Origin of the sequence: Thauera aromatica K172 (assembly GCF_003030465.1) — a bacterium.
Classification (GTDB): domain Bacteria; phylum Pseudomonadota; class Gammaproteobacteria; order Burkholderiales; family Rhodocyclaceae; genus Thauera; species Thauera aromatica.
The window spans coordinates 1,289,558-1,308,624 of the sequence record NZ_CP028339.1 but is presented as its reverse complement, the minus strand read 5'-3'; the positions used below and the strand labels follow the sequence as shown (position 1 = coordinate 1,308,624).

Sequence of the window (19,067 nt, the reverse complement as noted above, 5' to 3'; positions counted from 1 at the left end):
CACACGGAGCTCCGCCATGGAAGTGTCATTCAGCAAGGAACTCGAGCAACTCAGGCAGGGGGCGGGAAGCACCTTCCATGGGGAAGGCATCCTGGCGATCACCAAGGCCCTGCTCCAGTCCGGCGTCGCCTACGTCGGCGGCTACCAGGGCGCACCGGTGTCCCATCTGCTCGACGTCCTGGTACAGGCCGAAGACCACCTCGCCGAGCTCGGCGTCCATGTCGAGGCCTGCTCCAACGAAGCTTCAGCGGCAGCGATGCTGGGGGCCTCGATCCACTACCCGCTGCGCGGCGCGGTGACCTGGAAGTCGGTGGTCGGCACCAACGTCGCCGCCGATGCGCTCTCCAACCTGGCCTCGCCCGGCGTGCGCGGCGGCGCCCTGATCATCATCGGCGACGACTACGGCGAAGGCGCCAGCGTGGTCCAGGAGCGCACCTACGCGTTCGCGATGAAATCCTCGCTGCTGCTGATCGATCCCCGTCCCGATCTCGAGCTGATGGTGCGCATGGTCGAAGAAGGCTTCGCCTTGTCCGAAGCGTCAAACACCGCAGCCTTCGTCCAGCTGCGCATCCGCGCCTGCCATGTGCGCGGCAGCTTCGTGTGCAAGGACAACATCGCCCCCGCGGTGTCGCGCCGCGCCCTGATGAGCGACCCCGCGGCCTTCGACTACGGCCGCCTCACCCACGCCCCCTCGATCTTCGAGCACGAAAAGATCAAGACCGCCGAACGCCTGCCGGCGGCCCGCCGCCACATCCTCGAACGCGGCCTCAACGAACTCTTCGCCGGCTCCCGCGAGGATGTCGGCATCATCGTGCAGGGCGGGCTGTACAACGCCCTGATCGGCGCCCTGCAGCAGTTCGGCCTGGCCGACGCGTTCGGCGCCTCCACCCTGCCGATCCTGAACCTGAACGTCACCTACCCGCTGGTCCCCGAGCAGATCGCCGGTTTCTGCCGCGGCAAGCAGGCGGTGCTGGTGGTCGAGGAAGGCCAGCCCGAGTTCATCGAACAGGACGTCGCCCTCACCCTCCACCGCCACGGCCTCGCCACCGCGGTGCACGGCAAGGACGTGCTGCCGATGGCGGGCGAGTACTCGGTGGAAGCGATCGCCCGCGGCCTCGCCCCGTTCCTCACCCGGCGCGCCCCCGACCTCGACCTCGGTCCCGGCCTGCACTGGCTGGGCGAACTGGATGCGCGCCGCGGCGCGGTCGCCGCCGCCCTCGAGAGCGGGCTCGGACGCCCCCTGCCGCCACGCCCGCCGGGTTTTTGCACCGGCTGCCCGGAGCGCCCGGTGTTCGCCGCGGTGAAGCTCGCCCAGCAGCGCGTCGGCAAGGTGCACATCGCCGCCGACATCGGCTGTCATTCCTTCGCCACCTTCGAGCCGTTCAGCCTCGGCCACACCATCCTCGGCTTCGGCATGAGCCTGGCGAGCCGCGCCGGCGTGTCGCCGATGATCGAAGGGCGCACCCTGGCGATCATGGGCGACGGCGGCTTCTGGCACAACGGCCTGCTCACCGGGGTGGAGTCGGCGCTGTACAACGGCGACGACGCGGTGCTGGTGATCCTCAAGAACGGCTACACCTCGGCCACCGGCACCCAGGAAATCATTTCCTCCCCCGACGAAGAGGTGAAGGCCGCGGCGCCGAACAAGCAGCAAAGCCTGGTCGATCGCAACGTCACCATCGAGAAGACCCTGCACGGCATCGGCGTGCGCTGGCTGCGCACGGTCGACAGCTACCGCGTCGACACGATGCGCAAGACCCTGGAAGAAGCCTTCACCACGCCGTTCGCCGGCCTCAAGGTGATCATCGCCGAAGGCGAGTGCCAGCTCGAACGCCAGCGCCGCAGCAAGCCCTGGGTCGCCGGCCGGCTCAAGCGCGGCGAGCGCGTCGAGCGGGTCAAGTACGGCGTCGACGAGGACGTGTGCTCGGGCGACCACTCCTGCATCCGCCTGTCGGGCTGCCCGACCCTCACCCTCAAGGACAGCCCCGATCCGCTCAAGCCCGATCCGGTGGCGACGGTGATCGACGGTTGCGTCGGCTGCGGACTATGCGGCGAGAACGCCCACGCCGCCACCCTGTGCCCTTCTTTTTACCGCGGCGAAGTGGTGCAGAACCCGGGCCCGGCCGAACGTTTCCTCCACCGCCTGCGCCAGGCGGTGATCCGCATGCTGCAACCCGCCGGAGAATGAAGTCATGACCACCGCCACCCCCTTCGCCTCCGCCGCGCCCGTCGCCTCCGTTTCCGTCGCACCCGCCGCCCCGAGCGTCCGCCGCCCGTTCACCATCCTCATCGCCGCCCTCGGCGGCGAAGGTGGCGGCGTGCTCGCCGAATGGCTGGTCGAACTGGCCACCCGCTGCGGCTACCCGGCGCAGAGCACTTCGATTCCCGGCGTCGCCCAACGCACCGGCGCCACCACCTACTACGTCGAAATCCATCCTGAGCCCCTCCCCGCCGGAGCGCCCCATCCGGTGCTCGGACTCGCTCCGACCCCGGGGCGGATCGACCTCTTCATCGCCTCCGAACTGCTCGAAGCCGCCCGCCACGTCCATTCGGGCATGATCAGCGCCGAGCGCACCCTGGTGGTGGCCTCGTCCTCACGCAGCCTGACCACCACCGAGCGCATCAGCCTGGGCGACGGCCGCCTCGACAGCACCCAGCTGATCGACTTCATCCGCCGTTTCAGCCGCAACTGCGTCGTGTTCGACATCGCCGCCACCGCCCGCAGCGCCGGCACCGTGCCGAGCGCGGCGATGTTCGGCGCAATCGGCGGCACCGGCCTGCTGCCGTTCGCCCGCGCGGACTGGGAAGAAGTGATCCGCGCCTCGGGCAAAGGCGTCGACGCCAGCCTGCGCGGCTTCGCCCTCGCCTGGCAGGCGAGCGCTCCCGAGCCCACGGCCGGGGCCGCAGCCGCGCCCGACGGCGGGCCCGCACCGGCGGCCGGGGCCGTTCGCCCGGCGCCCGCAGCCGCCGCGATCGCCGGTTTTCCGGACGCGGTACAGGACATGCTCGTTCCGGGGCTGGCGCGTGTCGAACACTTCCAGGACAAAGCCTACGGCCGCCTCTACCTCGAGCGCATCCGCCGCATCCACGCCGCCGAATGCCGTGCCGATCCGGAGGCCTGCCACGGCTTCGCCCTCACCCGCGAATTCGCCCGTTACCTGGCGCTGTGGATGGCGTTCGACGACGTCGTGCGCGTCGCCGAGCTCAAGTGCAGTGCCCGCCGCTTCGAGCGCGTGCGCCGTGAAACCGGCGCCCGGCCCGACGACCTGCTGCGCATCGTCGATTTCCTCAAGCCCGGTATCGCCGAGATTGCCGGCCTGCTGCCGCCGGCGCTGGCACGCTGGCTGAAGCGGTTCGAGGCCCGCCGGCGGGCGGCGGGCAAGCCCGCGCTGGAGTTCGCCCTCAAGCTCGACGCCACCAGCCTGCGCGGCTTCCTCGCCCTGCGCACGCTGGCGGCGCTGCGCGGCCTGCGCCGCCATGGCGCCCGTTTCGCCCACGAGCAGGCGATGATCGAGCGCTGGATCGAAGCGATCGAGCACGCCGCGACCCAGGACTGGGCGCTGGCCAACGAGCTGACCCTGTGCGCCCGCCTGATCAAGGGCTATGGCTCGACCAACGAACGCGGCAAGGAAAACCTGCTCCACATCCTCGATCACCTGCCTGCCGGCATGGCCGCGGACGAACTCCTCGGTCTCGTCCGCGGCGCGCGCGAAGCGGCCCTGGCCGACGAAGAAGGACGCGAGTTCGATCGTGTGCTGCGCGACCGCGGCCTGCCGGCCCGGCCGCCCAAGGCTCAGCCGCTGCGCTTCGTGCGCCGCAGCGAACTCGGCCGGGGCGGCGCCTGACGCCGCCCGCCCGCGCCGCGCGTCCCGCTGCGGGCGGGCGCCGCCGCGGGCATTGGCGGCAGCAGCGCCGGATCGGCCTCGCGCCACTGCCCCGGCGCCAGGCCATCGAGCCGGAACGGCCCGACCGCGACCCGGAGCAGGCGCAAGGTCGGATGGCCGACCGCCGCCGTCATCCGCCGCACCTGGCGGTTCCTGCCTTCGCGCAGCACGATCTCCAGCCAGGCGGTGGGTACGGTCTTGCGAAAGCGCACTGGCGGATCGCGCGGCCACAGCCAGTCCGGCTCCACCACCCGGCGCGCTTCGCAGGGACGGGAACGGAAATCGCCGAGATCGAGCCCGGCGCGCAGGCGCGCCAGCGCCGCCGGGTCGGGTTCGCCCTCGACCTGGACGAGATACGTCTTGGGGAGCTTGTGGCGGGGGTCGGCAATACGGTGCTGCAAGGCGCCATCGTCGGTCAGCAGCAGCAGGCCTTCGCTATCGGCGTCGAGACGGCCGGCAGCATAGACGCCGGGCAGCGGTACATGATCCTTCAAGCTCACCCGGCCGGACTCGGCGGTGAACTGACACAGCACGCCGTAAGGTTTGTTGAGAAGCAGCAGACGGGGCATGCAGGGTCCGCAGGAAGAGGCATCAGAGCGAAGCGCGGCTGGATCCCGCGGTAATCACCGCGACCAGGCCCGATGATCGACAAGCTGGCGGAAGAGGTGGGATTCGAACCCACGGATGGTCGCCCATCGCCGGTTTTCAAGACCGGTGCATTCAACCGCTCTGCCACTCTTCCCGCGAAGCGCTCGAGGAGCTTGCCGCCAAGCAGTGCGGCCGCGCCTCCGGAGGCCGCGAAGTATAGCATTGCCAGGGGCCTATCCAAGCCGGAACGAGCCGGCGTAATACTCCTCGCCCCACGCGATCGCACTCGACACGGCAGGGCGGTAGAAGAACCGGAAATCGCGGCCCGGTGCGTAAAAATCCATCCGTGCGCCGTTCCTGCGCCGCCCGGCCGCGCCTTGCGCGGCTGCGGCGGCGCTCAGCTCGGGGCGGAGTGCTCGAACAGCGCGATCGACTCGACGTGCGAGGTGTGCGGGAACATGTTGGCGATGCCGGCGCCGCGCAGCACATAGCCCTTTTCCCTCACCAGCACGGCGGCGTCGCGGGCCAGCGTGGCCGGATTGCACGACACATAGACGATGCGCGCCGGGAGCTGCTGTGGGCCGAGGGCCTTGACCACGGCGATCGCGCCCTCGCGCGGAGGATCGATCAGCAGCTTGTCGAGCGGACCGAGGGCGGCGAGGCTGTCCTCGGTGGCCTCGAACAGATTGGCCGCATGGAATTCGGTCAGGTGGTCGAGAGCATTGCGGCGGGCGTTGTCGAGCGCGCGCGCGACCAGCGCGTCGCTGCCTTCGACGCCGACCAGGCGGGCGCCGTGGCGGGCGATCGGCAGGCTGAAGTTGCCCAGGCCGCAGAACAGGTCGGCGATGCGCTCCCCCGGGCGCGGGTCGAGCAGCTGCATCGAGCGCCGGATCAGCACGCGGTTGATGTGCACATTGACCTGGGTGAAGTCGGTCGGACGGAATTCCATCCTGACATCGAACTCGGGCAGCGTATAGGCCAACCCCGGGGCCAAACCCGGGGCCAACCTCTGAGCCAATCCCGCCTCATGCGCCGGATGCAGCGGAATGGCCGAATCCGGGCCGCCGGGCTGCTGCCACACCTGGATGCCCTCGGCTTCGGCAAAGGCGGCGAGACGCTTTTCGTCGGCGCGGCTGAAAGGCAGCAGGTTGCGGAACACGAACACGGTGACGGCATCGCCGACGGCGATTTCGACCTGGGGCAGGCGATCGGGAATCGACAATCCGGCGATGAGCTCGCGCAGACGGGGCAGCAGGGCCGAGATGCGCGGCGGCAGCACCGGACATTCGCGCATGTCGACGATGTAGCTCGAGCGCCGCTCGTGGAAGCCGATGCGCAGCCCGCCCTTGCTCGGCACCAGGCGCACCCCGAGCCGCGCACGCTCGCGGTACCCCCACGCCGGGCCGTGGATGGCGGGGTAGAGGATCGCCGGGCGCAGCTTGCCGATATGCCACAGCGCGTCTTCGAGGATGCGTTGCTTGGCCGCGGCCTGGGCGGTGGCATCCAGGTGCTGCATCGAACAGCCGCCACAGGTTTGGTAATGCTGGCAGCGCGGCGCCACGCGCTGGGCGCTGGGGCGGAGAACGCGCTCGACCGTGGCCTGGGCGTAGCTGGGGCGCTCGCGCAGCACGGTGTATTCCACTTCCTCGCCCGGCAGCGCCCCTTCGACGAATACAGCCTTGCCGTCGACATGGGTGACGCCACGGCCTTCGTGGTCCAGGGATTCGATGCTTGCGACAGGCATGGTCGGGTCGATGGAAACGCGGTGCGCGATTCTACCCCGCCCTGTCCGGTTCGCAGCGGTCACGCCGGCGCAGGACGCCGGTTCGGCGCACGCGCCGATTCCAGCGCAACACGGCACCGATCCCGCACAGCGCACAATTGGAAACAATAACAGCTCCGACTGAATTTAGTTAATGAATTGTTTTTTATGCAATTTTACAAATACATTATCTTTTTGCGCCGCAGCAAATCCAGGCATTGTCATGATCCAGCTGCTAAGATTCGGGTGTCTGCTCGCTCACCGGTGGACTCGAATTCCGGGCTGGCGGGCAGGTACCGCGATCGCGCAACCACATTCATGCACCCGATAGGAAGACACATCATGAAGTACCCCCTTCTCGTAGCTGCACTTGTCGCCGTCGCCGTTTCGGCCTGCGGCAAGAAGGACGAACCCGCTGCGGTTCAGGAGCCCGTCTCCGCTCAGGAGCAAATGAAGGAGTCGGCGGCACAAGCGGTTGACGCCGCCAAGGAAAGCGCTCAAGCCGCCGGGGACGCCGCGGCGGCTGCAGCCACGGCAGCCGGCGAGACCGCCGCCCAGCTCGGCGAGAAAGCCGAGGCCGCCGCCGCCGAGGCGGGAGCCGCGGCGCAGGAGCTCAAGCAGGACGCTACCGAAGCGGCCAAGGCAGCGGTCGATTCGGCGAAGGAGTCGCTGCAGAAGTAAGGTGCCGCGTTCTTCGCACCTGCGACAAAAAAGCCGGCTTGACGCCGGCTTTTTTGTCTCCGCTCAGCGCAGCTGCTCATGCAGCAGGCCGAGCATGCGCCGCGCCGTCGGCGAGGCATCGACGCCGCCTTCGCGGCTGAGCACGCTGACGCGGGACGCCTCGCCCTGGCTTTCCACGCGCAGGCGGTATTCGCTGCCGCCGGTGGCCGGCTTGTCCTCGCTGCGCCAGAATGCGAGCCGCGACAAGAAGCCCTGGTCCTGGCTCCGGTTGTCCGCTTCCGGGTCCACGTAGCGGACGAAATACAGGCCTTTTGCGCGATCGCGATCCTCGACGGTGAAACCGGTGCGATCGAGGGCGAGGCCGACGCGGCGCCAGGCGCGATCGAAAGGCTCGTCCATCAGCAGTGCGGCCTGACCGTCTCCGCCGGTGCTGATCCGCGCCCGCTCTGCCGCCTGCGGTGCGGCAAGCGCCGCTTCGGCGCGGGCCTCCTCGGCGCCCAGCCGCACCATCAGGCGGCGCAGCATTTCGGCTTCGAGTTCGGGATCGGCCGGGCGCGGCTGCCAGATCGTCGTGTCCTTCGCCTCGGTCGGGTAGATTTCGATCATGCCGCGATGGCTGATGTAGACCTCGACCGTGCCCGCATCCTTGCCCTGTTCGAGACGGGTGCGGAACTTGTCGCGCTCCGGCGTCGAATACAGACCGTCGATCACGCGACCAAGCGACGAGCGCAGGAAATCCTGCGGGATCTTGGCGCGGTCTTCGGCCCAGTCGGTTTCCATCACGCCGATTTCCGGGCTTTCCACGTTCAGGATGAAGCCCAGTTCGAGCCAGAAGTCCTTGATCTGAGGCCACAGCTCGTCGGCCGTGCCGCTGATCACGAGCCAGCGCTGGCTGCCCGCGCGCTCGATACGCATCGTCGACGACGGAGTGAGGACCTCGGCCGTCGTACTGGCAGCCGCAGGCTGGCCTGCGCGATCGGCGGCGTAGGCCGAGTAGGTGGCAACGCCGCGCGGCGCCACATCGGGAACGGCAAAACGATCGTCACGCCGGGGAGCGGTCAGGTCGGGAGGAACTTCGAGCGGGCGTTCGATCTGACGCGAGCTCTTGTAGTCGATGCGCTTGGACTCGAGCAGCGACCCCGAGCAGCCGCCAAGCGCGAGCGTCATGGCCAGCAGGGAAAAGGAAGTGCGCGTGGAGCAGTTCATGGATTTCCTGGACAAAGAAGTTCGGGTCAGACCTGGATGCCGGCCTTGCGCATCGCCTCGAGTACGCGCGCGTGATGGGCTTCCGACAGCGGAGTGAGAGGCAGGCGGATACCGTCGCCGACCAGCCCCATGCGGGCAACCGCCCACTTCACCGGGATCGGGTTGGCTTCGCAGAACAGATCGCGGTGCAGGCCGGTGAGGGCGGCATTGGTCTGTCGCAGCGCGAGCATGTCGCCGGCCGCGGCGGCGGCGCACAGCGCATGCATCGCACGCGGCGCGACGTTGGCGGTGACCGAGATCACGCCATGGCCGCCGAGCATCAGGAACGCGGCCGAGCTCATGTCGTCGCCGCTGTAGAGGGCGAAACCGGCAGGTGCGCGCTCGATCAGGTCGCAGGCACGATCGAGGTTGCCGGTGGCGTCCTTGATGCCAACGATGTTGGGAATTTCAGCCAGGCGCAGCGTGGTGTCGTTGGCGAGATCGGCAACCGTGCGCCCGGGCACGTTGTACAGGATCAGCGGCAGTTCGACCGCTTCGGCAATGGTGCGGAAATGGCGGTACAGCCCTTCCTGCGTCGGCTTGTTGTAGTAGGGCACGACCGACAGATGGGCGCTCGCCCCTGCCTCGCGGGCGAAGCGGGCCAGTTCCACCGCCTCGGCGGTGGAGTTGGCCCCGGTGCCGGCGATCACCGGAACGCGGCCAGCGACGTGGTCGACGGTGCTGCGGATGAGTTCGCAGTGCTCGTCGACGTCGACGGTGGGCGATTCACCGGTCGTGCCGACGACCACGATGCCGTCGGTGCCTTCGGCGATATGCCAGTCGATGAGACTGTGCAAGCGGGGGAAATCCAGGCTCCCGTCGTCCTGCATGGGAGTGACGATGGCGACAAGCGATCCGGTAATCATGGCGTGGGGTAGTGCGATAAAAGGGCGATTCTAACCGATCGCCGAAACTCGGCCAGCGTGGCCGGCGAAATCGCCGCGCGTCCGCGCATGGAAGACGGTTTCAGCGGCGGAACGGAAGACGGAACAGGGAGGTGGCCGCCCTGCAGGTGCCCCGGTGCGCACTCACAGGTCGGCGAGGGACTTGATGTGGGCCACCACCGAGCGCGCCAGCGCGGACAGCGCGTAGCCGCCTTCGAGAATGGACACGATCCGTTTGTGGCCACAGCTTTCCGCGACGCTCTTGACCTGCTCCGTGGCCCAGACGTAGTCGGCTTCGAGCAGTCCGAGCGAGCCCATGTCGTCTTCGTAGTGGCCGTCGAAGCCGGCCGAGATGAAGACCATCTGCGGACGATGGCTGTGCAGCGCCGGCACCAGGATGTCGCTGAAAACCTGGCGGAAGGCCTCGCCCCGGGTGCCGGCCGGCAAGGGAACGTTGCGCATGTGCGGCGACGGGTTGTCGGTGCCGCTGTAAGGGTAGAACGGGTGCTGGAAGACGCCCGCCATCATCACCCGGGGATCGTCGCGGAAGATGTCTTCGGTGCCGTTGCCGTGGTGGACGTCGAAATCGACGATCGCCACGCGCTCCAGGCCATGCGCTTCGAGCGCATGGGCGGCGGCGATGGCGACGTTGTTCATGAAGCAGAACCCCATCGCCTTGGCCCGCTCGGCATGGTGGCCAGGGGGGCGAACCGCACAAAAGGCATTTTCGATTTCACCCTTCATCACCAGGTCGGTCGCCAGCACCCCCGCCCCCGCCGAACGTAAGGCGGCCTTCATCGTGCCCGGGCTCATCGCGGTGTCGGGGTCGAGGTGGCGGATGCCGTGCTCGGGCACGCTGGCGAACAGCTCTTCGAGGTATTCGGCGGCATGGACGCGCGCCAGCTGCGCCCGCTCGGCCACCGGGGCGTCATAGAAGGAGACGTACATGTCCAGCCCGGATGCGATCAGCCTGTCGTTGATCGCGGCCAGACGCTCGGGGCATTCAGGGTGCATCGCCCCCATGTCATGGAGCCAGCACTCGCGATGGGTGATGAATGCCGTAGTCGTCATGTTCCTCCCTCTCTCGTCACCAAGATTCGAAGCGGTGGTCGTCTGCATGGAAGCCGCGCGGTTTTTCACCCGTCGCATGATGCGGAACCATCGGACAGCAGACTTTGTCGTCTATTATCACCGCTTCCCGATCAATTTCACAGTGCGCCCCGCAATGCCTCCCACCATGCGGATCGCCTGCGCGAAGAGGCCGATTGGGGCGTTCCAGGCAAGGTCTGCGCGCTTCGGCCTGCCCGCCCGGACGAGCCTCCGCGGCCCTCCCCGCCGGCGCCCGCAGCTGCCGTGCCATCGTATCGATTCGACCGGACGACCATGAGCTTTTCCGCCTTCTTCTCGAACCGCTGTTTCGCCCGCCTGGCCAGCGCCGTGCTCGCCCTTACCCTACCGGCACTAGCCACGGCCTCCTATGCCGAACGCGAGGACGCACGCGCGTTCATGGCCGAACTCGCGGCCCGCCACGATTTCGACCCTGCCGCACTCGAGCGCGCACTCGCCCGTGCCCGCCACGACCCCGGCGTGATCCAGCTGATCACCCCGCCTGCACACAAGGGGGCGCGATCCTGGCAGAACTACCGGGCGCGCTTTCTCGACCGCACGCGCATCGACGGCGGAGTGGCGTTCTGGGAAGCACATGCGGCGACGCTCCAGCGCGCGGCCGACCAGTACGGCGTACCGGCGGAAATCATCGTCGCCATCCTCGGCGTGGAGACGATGTACGGCCGGCACACCGGCGATTTCGAGACCCTGTCCGCCCTCGCCACCCTGGCATTCGACTATCCGCCGCGAGCCGAGCTGTTCCGCCGTGAACTCGAAGCCCTGTTTCTCCTCGCACGCGAGCAGGGGCGCGACCCGGCAAGCTATAGCGGCTCGTTCGCCGGGGCGCTCGGCTATCCGCAGTTCCTGCCCAGCAGCGTGCGTGCCTACGCGGTGGATTTCGACGGCGATGGCCGGGTCGATTTCGACCGCGACCCCAGCGACGCCATCGGCAGTGTGGCGAATTACCTCCATGCCCACGGCTGGCAGGCCGGCGCCCCGGTCGCCGAACGGGCGCGAGTCGCGCCCGGTGCCGACACCGCCCCCCTGCTCGGGGCGGGAATCGAGCCTGCACTGGCGCCGGACATCCTTGCACGCGCAGGCATCGGCCCCCTGGACGGCAGGGCGGCGGCGGCGACCGCAACACTGGTCGATCTGGAGACGCCGGGCGCAGCCACCGAATACTGGCTCGGGTATCGCAACTTCTACGTCATCACCCGTTACAACCGCAGCAGCTTTTATGCGATGTCCGTGTTCGAACTGGCCGAAGCCCTGCGCCTGCGCCGGCTGGTCGACGCCATGCGTTCCGCACGGAACCGGCCCTGAGCGGGCATCCCGCGGTTAAACTGGCGTCGACCGGAAGGTCGTGATATGCCAGCCATCGACGAGACGGTCATGGCGCCGGCGGTGCCGGTTGCCATCCGCAGGCGGCGCGCGGAGCCAGGGCGCCGCGCCCGATCGAGTAGCCGACCATGCCGGACATCTCCCATCACCGCGGGCCGCCACCCGCCACCGATCCCGCCACACTGCGCCCGGCTGCGGTCCGGCGGCACGACCTGCTTGCCGCCATCACCGCCGGAGCGGCGCAGTTCCGCGCCCAGCCGCTGCTCAGCGCGGGCTTCGCCGCCGTATTCACCGTACTCGGCGCGCTGATGTTCATCCTTCTCGAGGCGGCCGGAATCGCCCCCGTCAGCCTGTCGCTCGCGGGCGGTTTCATGCTCGTCGGACCGGCCTTGCTCGCCGGTTTCTTCGCCCTCTCGGACCGCCTGCGCCACAACGAAAAAGCCACCCTCGGCGACATTGCCCGCGGCTTCCGGCGCATGCCGCGCGGCGGCTGGGTGATGTCCTTCGTATGCGTGCTGATCTTCCTGATCTGGATAACCGACGCCGGCATCCTGTACGGCTTCATGGTCGGGCGCGAGCCGGTCGGCTTCATGCGCCTGCTGCGCTTCGAAGAAACCGTTGCCGGCTACGTTTTCTACAGCGCGATCATGGGCGCGGTGCTCGCCTTCATCCTGTTCGCGGTCTCGGCGTTCTCGATCCCGCTGCTCTACGACCGGCGCGCGCGCCTCGTGCCGGCCGTGGTGGCGAGCGTGCGCGCGGTTTTCGGGCGCTTCGGCGTGGTGCTGAGCTGGGCCGTGCTGCTCGCCGCGGTGATCATGGTCAGCGCACTGCTGCTGCCCCTGCTGCTGATCACGCTGCCCGTGATGGCCTACGCGAGCCGGGAGTTTTATTTGCGCGTCTATCCGCCGAACACGCCCCCGCCGCCACGTTGAGCGCATTCCCCCGGGCGGGCCTGGAAGCAATAAGCGGGGTGAGGAAAGCCGGGCCGGCGAGGCCCAAGGCTGGCCCCGGGGCGCGTTCCGCGCTTACAACAGGGCGTCGCGAGAAATACCGTTGCGCTTGAGGATGCGACGCAGCTGGCCCAGAGCCTCGAGCTGGATCTGGCGCACCCGCTCGCGGGTCAGATCGAGACGGGTCGCCAGCTCCTCCAGCGTGAGCAGATCGCACTCATCGATGCCGTAGCGGTGGCGCACGACCAAGCGCTGCTTGTCGTTGAGCATCCTGATCCAGGTTCGGACCAGATCCCCGATCTCGACTTTATGGAGCTGGACTTCGGGAGCGGGCTGATGGTCGTCGGCGAGCGATTCCCCGATCGACAGTGAAGGGTCGATATCCAGCGGTGCATCGAGTGATGCGGTGTGCTCGCTGAGAGCGAGGATCGCCCGGATGTCGTCGACCGGCTTGCCCAGGCGGCCGGCGATGTCCTCGAGCGTGGACTCGCCGTTGGAAACCGCCTCGATGCTGCGCTGGGCGCGCAACACCTGGTTGAGTTCCTTCACCACATGCACCGGCAGGCGGATCGTGCGCGACTGGTTCATGATCGCGCGCTCGATATTCTGCCGGATCCACCATGTGGCATAGGTGGAGAAGCGGAACCCGCGCTCGGGGTCGAATTTGTCGAGCGCGTGCATCAACCCAAGGTTACCCTCCTCGACGAGGTCGAGCAGCGGAATGCCCCGGTTGAGGTAATGTTTGGCGATGTTGACCACGAGGCGCAGGTTGCGCTCGATCATCGTCTGCCGTGAGCGGAAATCCCCTTCCCGGACCAGCCGGGCCAGGCGCAGCTCCTCTTCGGCGCTGAGCAGCGGGTTGGCACCGATCTCGTTCAGATAGAGCTGGGTGACATCGCTGAAAAACTCGTTCTCGACCGCCTGCACCGGATGGCCGGCAAATACCTCCACCTCGGGCGGAAGATCCGGTTCATGACTCTCCAGTTCGTCAAGATTCGCCGGTTCCTCCATGCTCACCTCATTCAGCGTGCGGGCAGGTAGCGCATCGGGTCGATCGCCTTACCCTGTTTGCGGATCTCGAAATGCAGTTTCGGCCGGTCCGATTCGGTGCTCCCGAGCTCGGCGATCTTCTGCCCCTGGGCGACCTGTTCGTCTTCCTTGACCAGAAGCTTGTCGTTGTGAGCATACACGGAGTTGTATTCCTGGTCGTGCTTGATGACGATCAGCTTGCCGTAACCGCGCAGGCCACTGCCTGCATAAACGACCTTGCCGGCCGCCGCCGCGCGGATCGGGTCGCCGACCCGGCCGCCGATGTCGAGGCCTTTGTTGGAAGCCTCGCTGAAACCGGCGAGCACGGCGCCGGCCGCCGGCCACAGCCATTGCCCGCCGGTCGCCGCCCCCGGGCCGCTTGCCGCGGGCGGCTCGGCCGGTGCCGCGGGCGCCGCGATCGGCGCACGCCCCCCGATCGGCTCCTGCTTGAGCGGCACGGAGCCCGAATCCGCGCCGTTCACCGGCACCGGCATGGCCACTGCGCCGCTCGTTGCGGGCTCGCCAGCACTGCCCGGCGCCGCGCCGGGCGGCGCCACCCGAAGCGTTTCCCCGACCTGGATCTGGTTGGGGTCGGTCAGACCGTTCCATGCCACCAGTTCCGGTAAAGTCACGCCGTACTGGCGTGCGATGCCGAGCAAGGTCTCGCCGGGACGGACCGTATGGACTCCGCTCGGCTGCGATGGCACGCTCGTGGCCGGCGCCCCCGCCGTGCCGCCGATGACATCACGCACCGGAGCCGTCACTTTGGAAGCGCACCCCGCCATCAGGCCGGCGACAAGCAAAAGGACGATGTAAGGCGACTGTTTATGCATCCGAATACCGTATCTCATTCTGTACCACCGAGGAGCGGGACGAAGCGCACGGCTTCGAACCAGCTTTCCCGGAAAGCGTTTCCCTGGCGCTCGAGCAGCAGCAAGCGCTGATCGGCCCCTCCTACCGGAACGATCAGACGACCGCCCGGTGCAAGTTGTTCCTTGAGCGCAGCCGGCAGGCCGAGCGCCGCCGCCGCAACGATGATGCTGTCGAACGGAGCGGCCTCCGGGAGGCCGAGGCTACCATCCGCGAGTTTCAACCTGACGTTGTGCAGGCGCAAGGGGCGCAGATTCGCCCGCGCGCGATCGAGCAGCGGGCGCAGGCGCTCTACGGCATAAACATCAACGGCCAGGCGCGAAAGCACCGCAGCCTGATAACCGCAGCCGGCCCCTACTTCGAGCGTTCGCCCCAATTCACGCCCTGCGCACAGCAATTCGATCATCCGCGCCACGACAAAGGGCTGGGAGATCGTTTGCTGATAACCGATCGGCAAGGACGTGTCGTCGTAAGCGTTGAAGGCCAGGCCTTCATCGACGAAGGCATGACGCGGCACGCCCTGCATCGCGGCGAGCACGCGCTCGTCGCGGATGCCCCGGACGCGCAGGCGCTCGACCATGCGCGCCCGCGCCCGCGCCGCCTGGCCGCCATCGACGACTCGTGTGGTCACTTCTTCAGCCAGTCGAAAACCGGCGCGATGAGCCCGGTATGGGTCAGGTCGATCTGCAGCGGCGTCACCGACACGCAGCCGTTCGCGACTGCGTGGAAATCCGTCCCTTCACCCGCATCGGCCGCACCTCCGGCAGCACCGACCCAATAAACCGTGTCACCGCGCGGATTGACACTGCGCACCACCGGCTCGGCCTTGTGCCGCTTGCCCAGGCGCGTGACGCGGATGCCCTGCAAGCGCTCGTAGGCGACATCGGGCACATTGACATTCAGCAATACCGGGTGCGGGAACGGCCGGTGCATGAAGCGCTCGGCCAGATCCCGCGCAACACGGGCGGCGGCGGTGAAGTCGGCCGCCGACTTGCTGACCAGCGACACCGCGATCGAGGGCACCCCGAGCAGGAAGCCTTCGGTCGCCGCCGCGACGGTACCCGAGTACACCGTGTCGTCGCCCATGTTGGCGCCGTGATTGACACCCGACACGACCATGTCGGGCAGGTGCTCGAGCATGCCGGTGACGGCGAGATGGACACAGTCGGTCGGAGTGCCGTTGACGTGATAAAAACCGTTGGAGGTCCTTTTGAGCGACAGCGGACGATCGAGAGTGAGTGAGTTGCTCGCACCGCTGCGGTCGCGCTCGGGTGCCACCACGGTCACCTCGCCCAGCGTGCTCAGCGCCTCGGCAAGGGCCGCGATCCCCGGAGCGAAATAGCCATCGTCGTTGCTGACCAGGATACGCATCTGGATTCCTGCGGGATGCCGCAGAACGCGGTCGGGAGGCTGTGATGTTAGCACAGCGTGCTGCCCCTGCCGACACGGGAACACTTGCTGCTTGCCGCACAAAAAAACCGGCCTTGGCCGGTTTATTCGATTGGTCGGGGCGGCGGGATTCGAACTCGCGACCCCTTGCACCCCATGCAAGTGCGCTACCAGGCTGCGCTACGCCCCGACACAAGCAAACATTATAGCAGCACTTTCAGGATTTGCCAGATTTTTCGAGTATGCATGGTCAGGCCCGCAATGCACCGAGCAACTCGACAAGTTCGGTGCGAACTTCATCCATCACCTCCCTGAAACGCTCGACTTCGGCTTCGTTTTCTTGGTCATGAAGAACCGACTCGCCGAGCCGGTTGCGCGCCCCGGAAATGGTGAAGCCTTCCTGGTAGAGCAACTGGCGGATCCGGCGGATCAGCACGACCTCGTGGTGCTGGTAGTAACGCCGGTTGCCGCGCCGCTTCACAGGCTTGAGCTGGGTGAACTCCTGTTCCCAGTAGCGCAGCACGTGCGGTTTGACGCAGCACAGCTCGCTGACTTCGCCGATCGTGAAATAGCGCTTTGCCGGAATCGGCGGCAAGGGTTCGGTGCCGATATCAGGATTGCCTGCTTGCATCGCTGAGTTGCTCCACCGCGGCCTTCAGTTTCTGACTGGCATGGAAGGTGACCACCCGCCGCGCAGTGATCGGGATCTCTTCACCCGTCTTCGGATTGCGCCCTGGGCGCTGCGGCTTGTCGCGCAACTGGAAGTTGCCGAACCCCGACAGCTTGACGCTGTCGCCTCGCTCGAGCGCGGTCCGGATTTCCTCGAAAAAACCTTCGACCATGTCCTTCGCTTCACGCTTGTTGAGACCGACCTGCTCGAACAGCAAGTCGGCCAGCTCGGCCTTGGTCAGCGTCATCTCAGTCTCCCGCGCCGCGCAAGCGCGCGCCGAGCTGGGACTCGGCCTGTCCGACCAGTGCGGAAACCGCGGCCTCGACTTCGGCCTCTTCAAGCGTTCGTTGAGTATCTTGCATCAACACCCTGAAGGCAAGGCTCTTCTTGTCCGGATCGATGCCCTTGCCATGGTAGACATCGAACAGCGCGATCTCGTGCACGATTGCCGGTGCGGCGCTCTTCAACACCTCGACGACGCGTGCGGCGGCGACCTCGACGCCCACGACGAGTGCCAGATCGCGGATCACCGCCGGCATGCGGGAAACTTCCGCGTAGGCGGGCACGCGCGCGGCGAGCGCGGCATCGAGTGCAACCTCGAACACCACCGGCGCGCTGCCGAGGTCGTAGCGTTGGACCCAGACCGGATGCAGTTCGCCGACGATGCCGATGCTGTGCCCATCCAGGCGCACCGTGGCCGCACGCCCGGGGTGCAGGGCCGGATGGGACAGGCGCTCGAACTCGAGCCGGCGCGGTGCGAAGAGGGCTTCCAGGTCGCCCTTGATGTCATAAAAGTCGACGTTCCGGGCAGTCTCGCCCCATTGTTCCGCAACGGCCGGGCCGGCTGCCAGCGCGGCGAGGCTCATGACTTGGTGAAAACCGCGAACCGGCTCGCCGTCGGCCTTGCGCTCGAACACGCGAGCCACTTCGAAGACGCGAACCCGGTCGATCTGGCGCTTTCGGTTGATCGCCAGATTGCCCGCGAGCCCGGGAATCAGGCTCGAGCGCATCACCGAAAGCTGGCTGGCGATCGGGTTGGCGAGGCGGATCGGGTTCTCGTTGGCGCAGAAGTCGCGTTCCCAGGCTTCCTCGACAAAGGCAAAATTCACCACTTCCTGGTAGCCGCGTGCGGCCATCAGGTGACGCAACGCCCATACCGGACGGGAGTGCTCCGAGCTCGGCAGCATCATCAGGCTACCCTGCGGGGCGACGGCCGGAATGTTGTCGTAACCATGAAGGCGGGCCAGCTCCTCGATCAGATCCTCCTCGATCTCGATATCGAAACGCCACGACGGCGGTGTGACCAGGAAGTCCTCCCCCGCCCGCGCCACTTGCAGGTGGACGCGCTGCAGCAGCCCGCAAATCGCGTCATCGGCCAAGGTGATGCCCAGCACCCGGCGCGCGCGCGCCGGACGCAGTCGCACCGGCGCACGCACCGGCAGCGCCGCACGGACGAGCGCCTCTTCGACCGGCCCGGCCTCTCCGCCGCAAATGTCGAGAATCAGCCGGGTCGCGCGCTCGATCGCGCTGCGCGCCAATTCGAAATCGACCCCGCGTTCGTAGCGGTGCGAAGCGTCGGAGCTGAAGCCATGGGTGCGCGCGCGACCGGCAATCGCATCGGGGGCGAAAAAGGCGCTCTCGAGAAAAACGTCCCGTGTTTCGAGCGTAATTCCGCTGTACTCGCCCCCCATGATCCCGGCGAGCGCCAGGGGGCGAGTCTCGTCGGCGATGAGCAGGGTATCGGGAGCGGGGGTCACGCTCTGCTCGTTGAGCAGCACGACTTGCTCCCCGGCCTGCGGCAGGCGGACATGGATCGCGCCATGCAGTTTCGCATTGTCGAAGGCGTGGAGCGGCTGGCCGAGTTCGAGCATGACGTAGTTGGTGACATCGACCAGCGCACTGATCGCGCGGATGCCACTACGGGCCAGGCGGCGCACCATCCATTCGGGCGTCCGCGCCCGGGCGTCCACTCCTTTCAGGATGCGCCCGCAGTAGCGCGGGCAGCCTGCCGGAGCGTCGAGCACGATGGCGCGGCGGTTATCCACGGTGGGGGCCACGGCATCGATCGCCGCCAGATGCAGCGGCGCGCCGGTGAGCGCCGCGACTTCGCGTGCAACTCCGCTCAGGCTCAGGCAATCGGCCCGGTTGGGGGTAAGTTTGATGGTGAACAGGGTATCGTCGAGGCCGAGGTAGTCGCGGATATCGGTACCCACCACCGCGTCCTCGGGCAGGACGTAGAGGCCCGCATGGTCCTCCGACAGCCCCAGCTCACGCGCCGAACACAGCATGCCGAAGGATTCGGCGCCGCGCAGCTTCGCCGCCTTGATCACGAAGTCGCCCGGCAAAACCGCCCCGACCCTGGCGCAGGGCACTTTCATCCCGGCAGCGGCATTCGGAGCGCCGCAGACGATTTGCAGCAGTTCGCCGGTGCCCGCATCGACCTTGCACAACTTGAGCTTGTCGGCATTGGGGTGCTTCTCGGCTTCGACGATGTGCGCCACCACCACGCCGCTGAAGGCCGGCGCGACCGGAACGGCCTCCTCCACCTCGAGGCCGGCCATGGTCAGCAGGTGGCCGAGTTCGGCACTGTCCAGTTGCGGATCGACGAAGGTCCGCAGCCACTGTTCTGAGAATTGCATGATTCGATAACCCGGATTGCGTGGATTG

Annotated in this window: 17 protein-coding genes and 2 tRNA genes; 5 read left to right on the top strand and 14 right to left on the bottom strand. The window is 67.5% G+C overall.

The features are described 5' to 3' along the window. The first annotated feature begins 16 nt into the window (after positions 1-16). Positions 17-2,188, top strand: coding sequence for a thiamine pyrophosphate-dependent enzyme (locus Tharo_RS06285; protein WP_107220463.1), 2,172 nt, complete (start codon positions 17-19; stop codon positions 2,186-2,188). A 4-nt stretch (positions 2,189-2,192) separates the two neighbouring features. Continuing rightward, positions 2,193-3,845 (top strand): indolepyruvate oxidoreductase subunit beta family protein, encoded by a 1,653-nt coding sequence (locus tag Tharo_RS06280; protein ID WP_107220462.1) that lies wholly within the window; start codon positions 2,193-2,195, stop codon positions 3,843-3,845. On the opposite strand, the gene Tharo_RS06275 is transcribed toward Tharo_RS06280, so the two are convergent. The 3 genes from Tharo_RS06275 to rlmD form a co-directional block, all read right to left on the bottom strand. Next, the gene (locus tag Tharo_RS06275) at positions 3,794-4,453 is read right to left on the bottom strand and encodes a pseudouridine synthase (RefSeq protein WP_107220461.1); all 660 of its coding nucleotides are present in this window, start codon (positions 4,451-4,453) and stop codon (positions 3,794-3,796) included. The genes Tharo_RS06280 and Tharo_RS06275 overlap by 52 nt on opposite strands. A gap of 85 nt (positions 4,454-4,538) precedes the next feature. Continuing rightward, positions 4,539-4,626, bottom strand: a tRNA-Ser gene (locus tag Tharo_RS06270). 243 nt (positions 4,627-4,869) lie between these two features. After that, on the bottom strand, positions 4,870-6,216 hold the full coding sequence (rlmD, locus tag Tharo_RS06265; protein WP_107220460.1) for a 23S rRNA (uracil(1939)-C(5))-methyltransferase RlmD: 1,347 nt from the start codon (positions 6,214-6,216) through the stop codon (positions 4,870-4,872). Between the two features lie 360 nt (positions 6,217-6,576). On the opposite strand from rlmD, the gene Tharo_RS06260 reads away from it, so the two are divergent. Beyond that, positions 6,577-6,915 (top strand): hypothetical protein, encoded by a 339-nt coding sequence (locus Tharo_RS06260; protein WP_107220459.1) that lies wholly within the window; start codon positions 6,577-6,579, stop codon positions 6,913-6,915. 63 nt (positions 6,916-6,978) lie between these two features. On the opposite strand, the gene bamC is transcribed toward Tharo_RS06260, so the two are convergent. From bamC to Tharo_RS06245, 3 genes are all read right to left on the bottom strand, one after another. Then, positions 6,979-8,121: an outer membrane protein assembly factor BamC gene (bamC, locus tag Tharo_RS06255; protein WP_107220458.1), complete on the bottom strand. Its 1,143-nt coding sequence runs from the start codon at positions 8,119-8,121 to the stop codon at positions 6,979-6,981. 26 nt (positions 8,122-8,147) lie between these two features. Continuing rightward, positions 8,148-9,026, bottom strand: coding sequence for a 4-hydroxy-tetrahydrodipicolinate synthase (gene dapA / locus Tharo_RS06250; protein ID WP_107220457.1), 879 nt, complete (start codon positions 9,024-9,026; stop codon positions 8,148-8,150). A 162-nt stretch (positions 9,027-9,188) separates the two neighbouring features. Further along, positions 9,189-10,115 carry a histone deacetylase family protein gene (locus tag Tharo_RS06245; protein ID WP_107220456.1) on the bottom strand — a complete coding sequence of 309 codons (927 nt, stop codon included), beginning with the start codon at positions 10,113-10,115 and terminating at the stop codon, positions 9,189-9,191. 312 nt (positions 10,116-10,427) lie between these two features. Here Tharo_RS06245 and mltB point away from each other — a divergent pair, with 312 nt between their 5' ends. Further along, positions 10,428-11,474, top strand: coding sequence for a lytic murein transglycosylase B (gene mltB, locus Tharo_RS06240; RefSeq protein ID WP_107220455.1), 1,047 nt, complete (start codon positions 10,428-10,430; stop codon positions 11,472-11,474). A gap of 146 nt (positions 11,475-11,620) precedes the next feature. After that, positions 11,621-12,424: a DUF2189 domain-containing protein gene (locus Tharo_RS06235; RefSeq protein WP_107220454.1), complete on the top strand. Its 804-nt coding sequence runs from the start codon at positions 11,621-11,623 to the stop codon at positions 12,422-12,424. Between the two features lie 93 nt (positions 12,425-12,517). On the opposite strand, the gene rpoS is transcribed toward Tharo_RS06235, so the two are convergent. From rpoS to pheT, 8 genes are all read right to left on the bottom strand, one after another. Beyond that, entirely contained in the window at positions 12,518-13,453 is a 936-nt protein-coding gene (gene rpoS / locus Tharo_RS06230) for an RNA polymerase sigma factor RpoS (protein ID WP_107220453.1), read from the bottom strand. An 11-nt stretch (positions 13,454-13,464) separates the two neighbouring features. After that, the gene (locus Tharo_RS06225) at positions 13,465-14,304 is read right to left on the bottom strand and encodes a peptidoglycan DD-metalloendopeptidase family protein (RefSeq protein WP_170110009.1); all 840 of its coding nucleotides are present in this window, start codon (positions 14,302-14,304) and stop codon (positions 13,465-13,467) included. Between the two features lie 14 nt (positions 14,305-14,318). Then, positions 14,319-14,972 carry a protein-L-isoaspartate(D-aspartate) O-methyltransferase gene (locus Tharo_RS06220; protein WP_107220452.1) on the bottom strand — a complete coding sequence of 218 codons (654 nt, stop codon included), beginning with the start codon at positions 14,970-14,972 and terminating at the stop codon, positions 14,319-14,321. Then, complete coding sequence (gene surE, locus Tharo_RS06215; protein ID WP_107220451.1) at positions 14,969-15,712, bottom strand: 5'/3'-nucleotidase SurE; 744 nt, start codon at positions 15,710-15,712, stop codon at positions 14,969-14,971. Before surE ends, Tharo_RS06220 begins: the two co-directional genes overlap by 4 nt. A 131-nt stretch (positions 15,713-15,843) precedes the next feature. Further along, positions 15,844-15,920: transfer RNA gene (locus Tharo_RS06210), tRNA-Pro, on the bottom strand. Between the two features lie 60 nt (positions 15,921-15,980). Further along, positions 15,981-16,361, bottom strand: coding sequence for a MerR family transcriptional regulator (locus Tharo_RS06205; protein ID WP_107220450.1), 381 nt, complete (start codon positions 16,359-16,361; stop codon positions 15,981-15,983). Beyond that, entirely contained in the window at positions 16,342-16,647 is a 306-nt protein-coding gene (locus tag Tharo_RS06200; RefSeq protein ID WP_107220449.1) for an integration host factor subunit alpha, read from the bottom strand. Before Tharo_RS06200 ends, Tharo_RS06205 begins: the two co-directional genes overlap by 20 nt. 1 nt (position 16,648) lies before the next feature. Beyond that, a complete protein-coding gene (gene pheT, locus Tharo_RS06195) occupies positions 16,649-19,039 on the bottom strand; it encodes a phenylalanine--tRNA ligase subunit beta (protein ID WP_107220448.1) in 2,391 nt (796 codons plus the stop codon). Positions 19,040-19,067 lie beyond the last annotated feature (28 nt).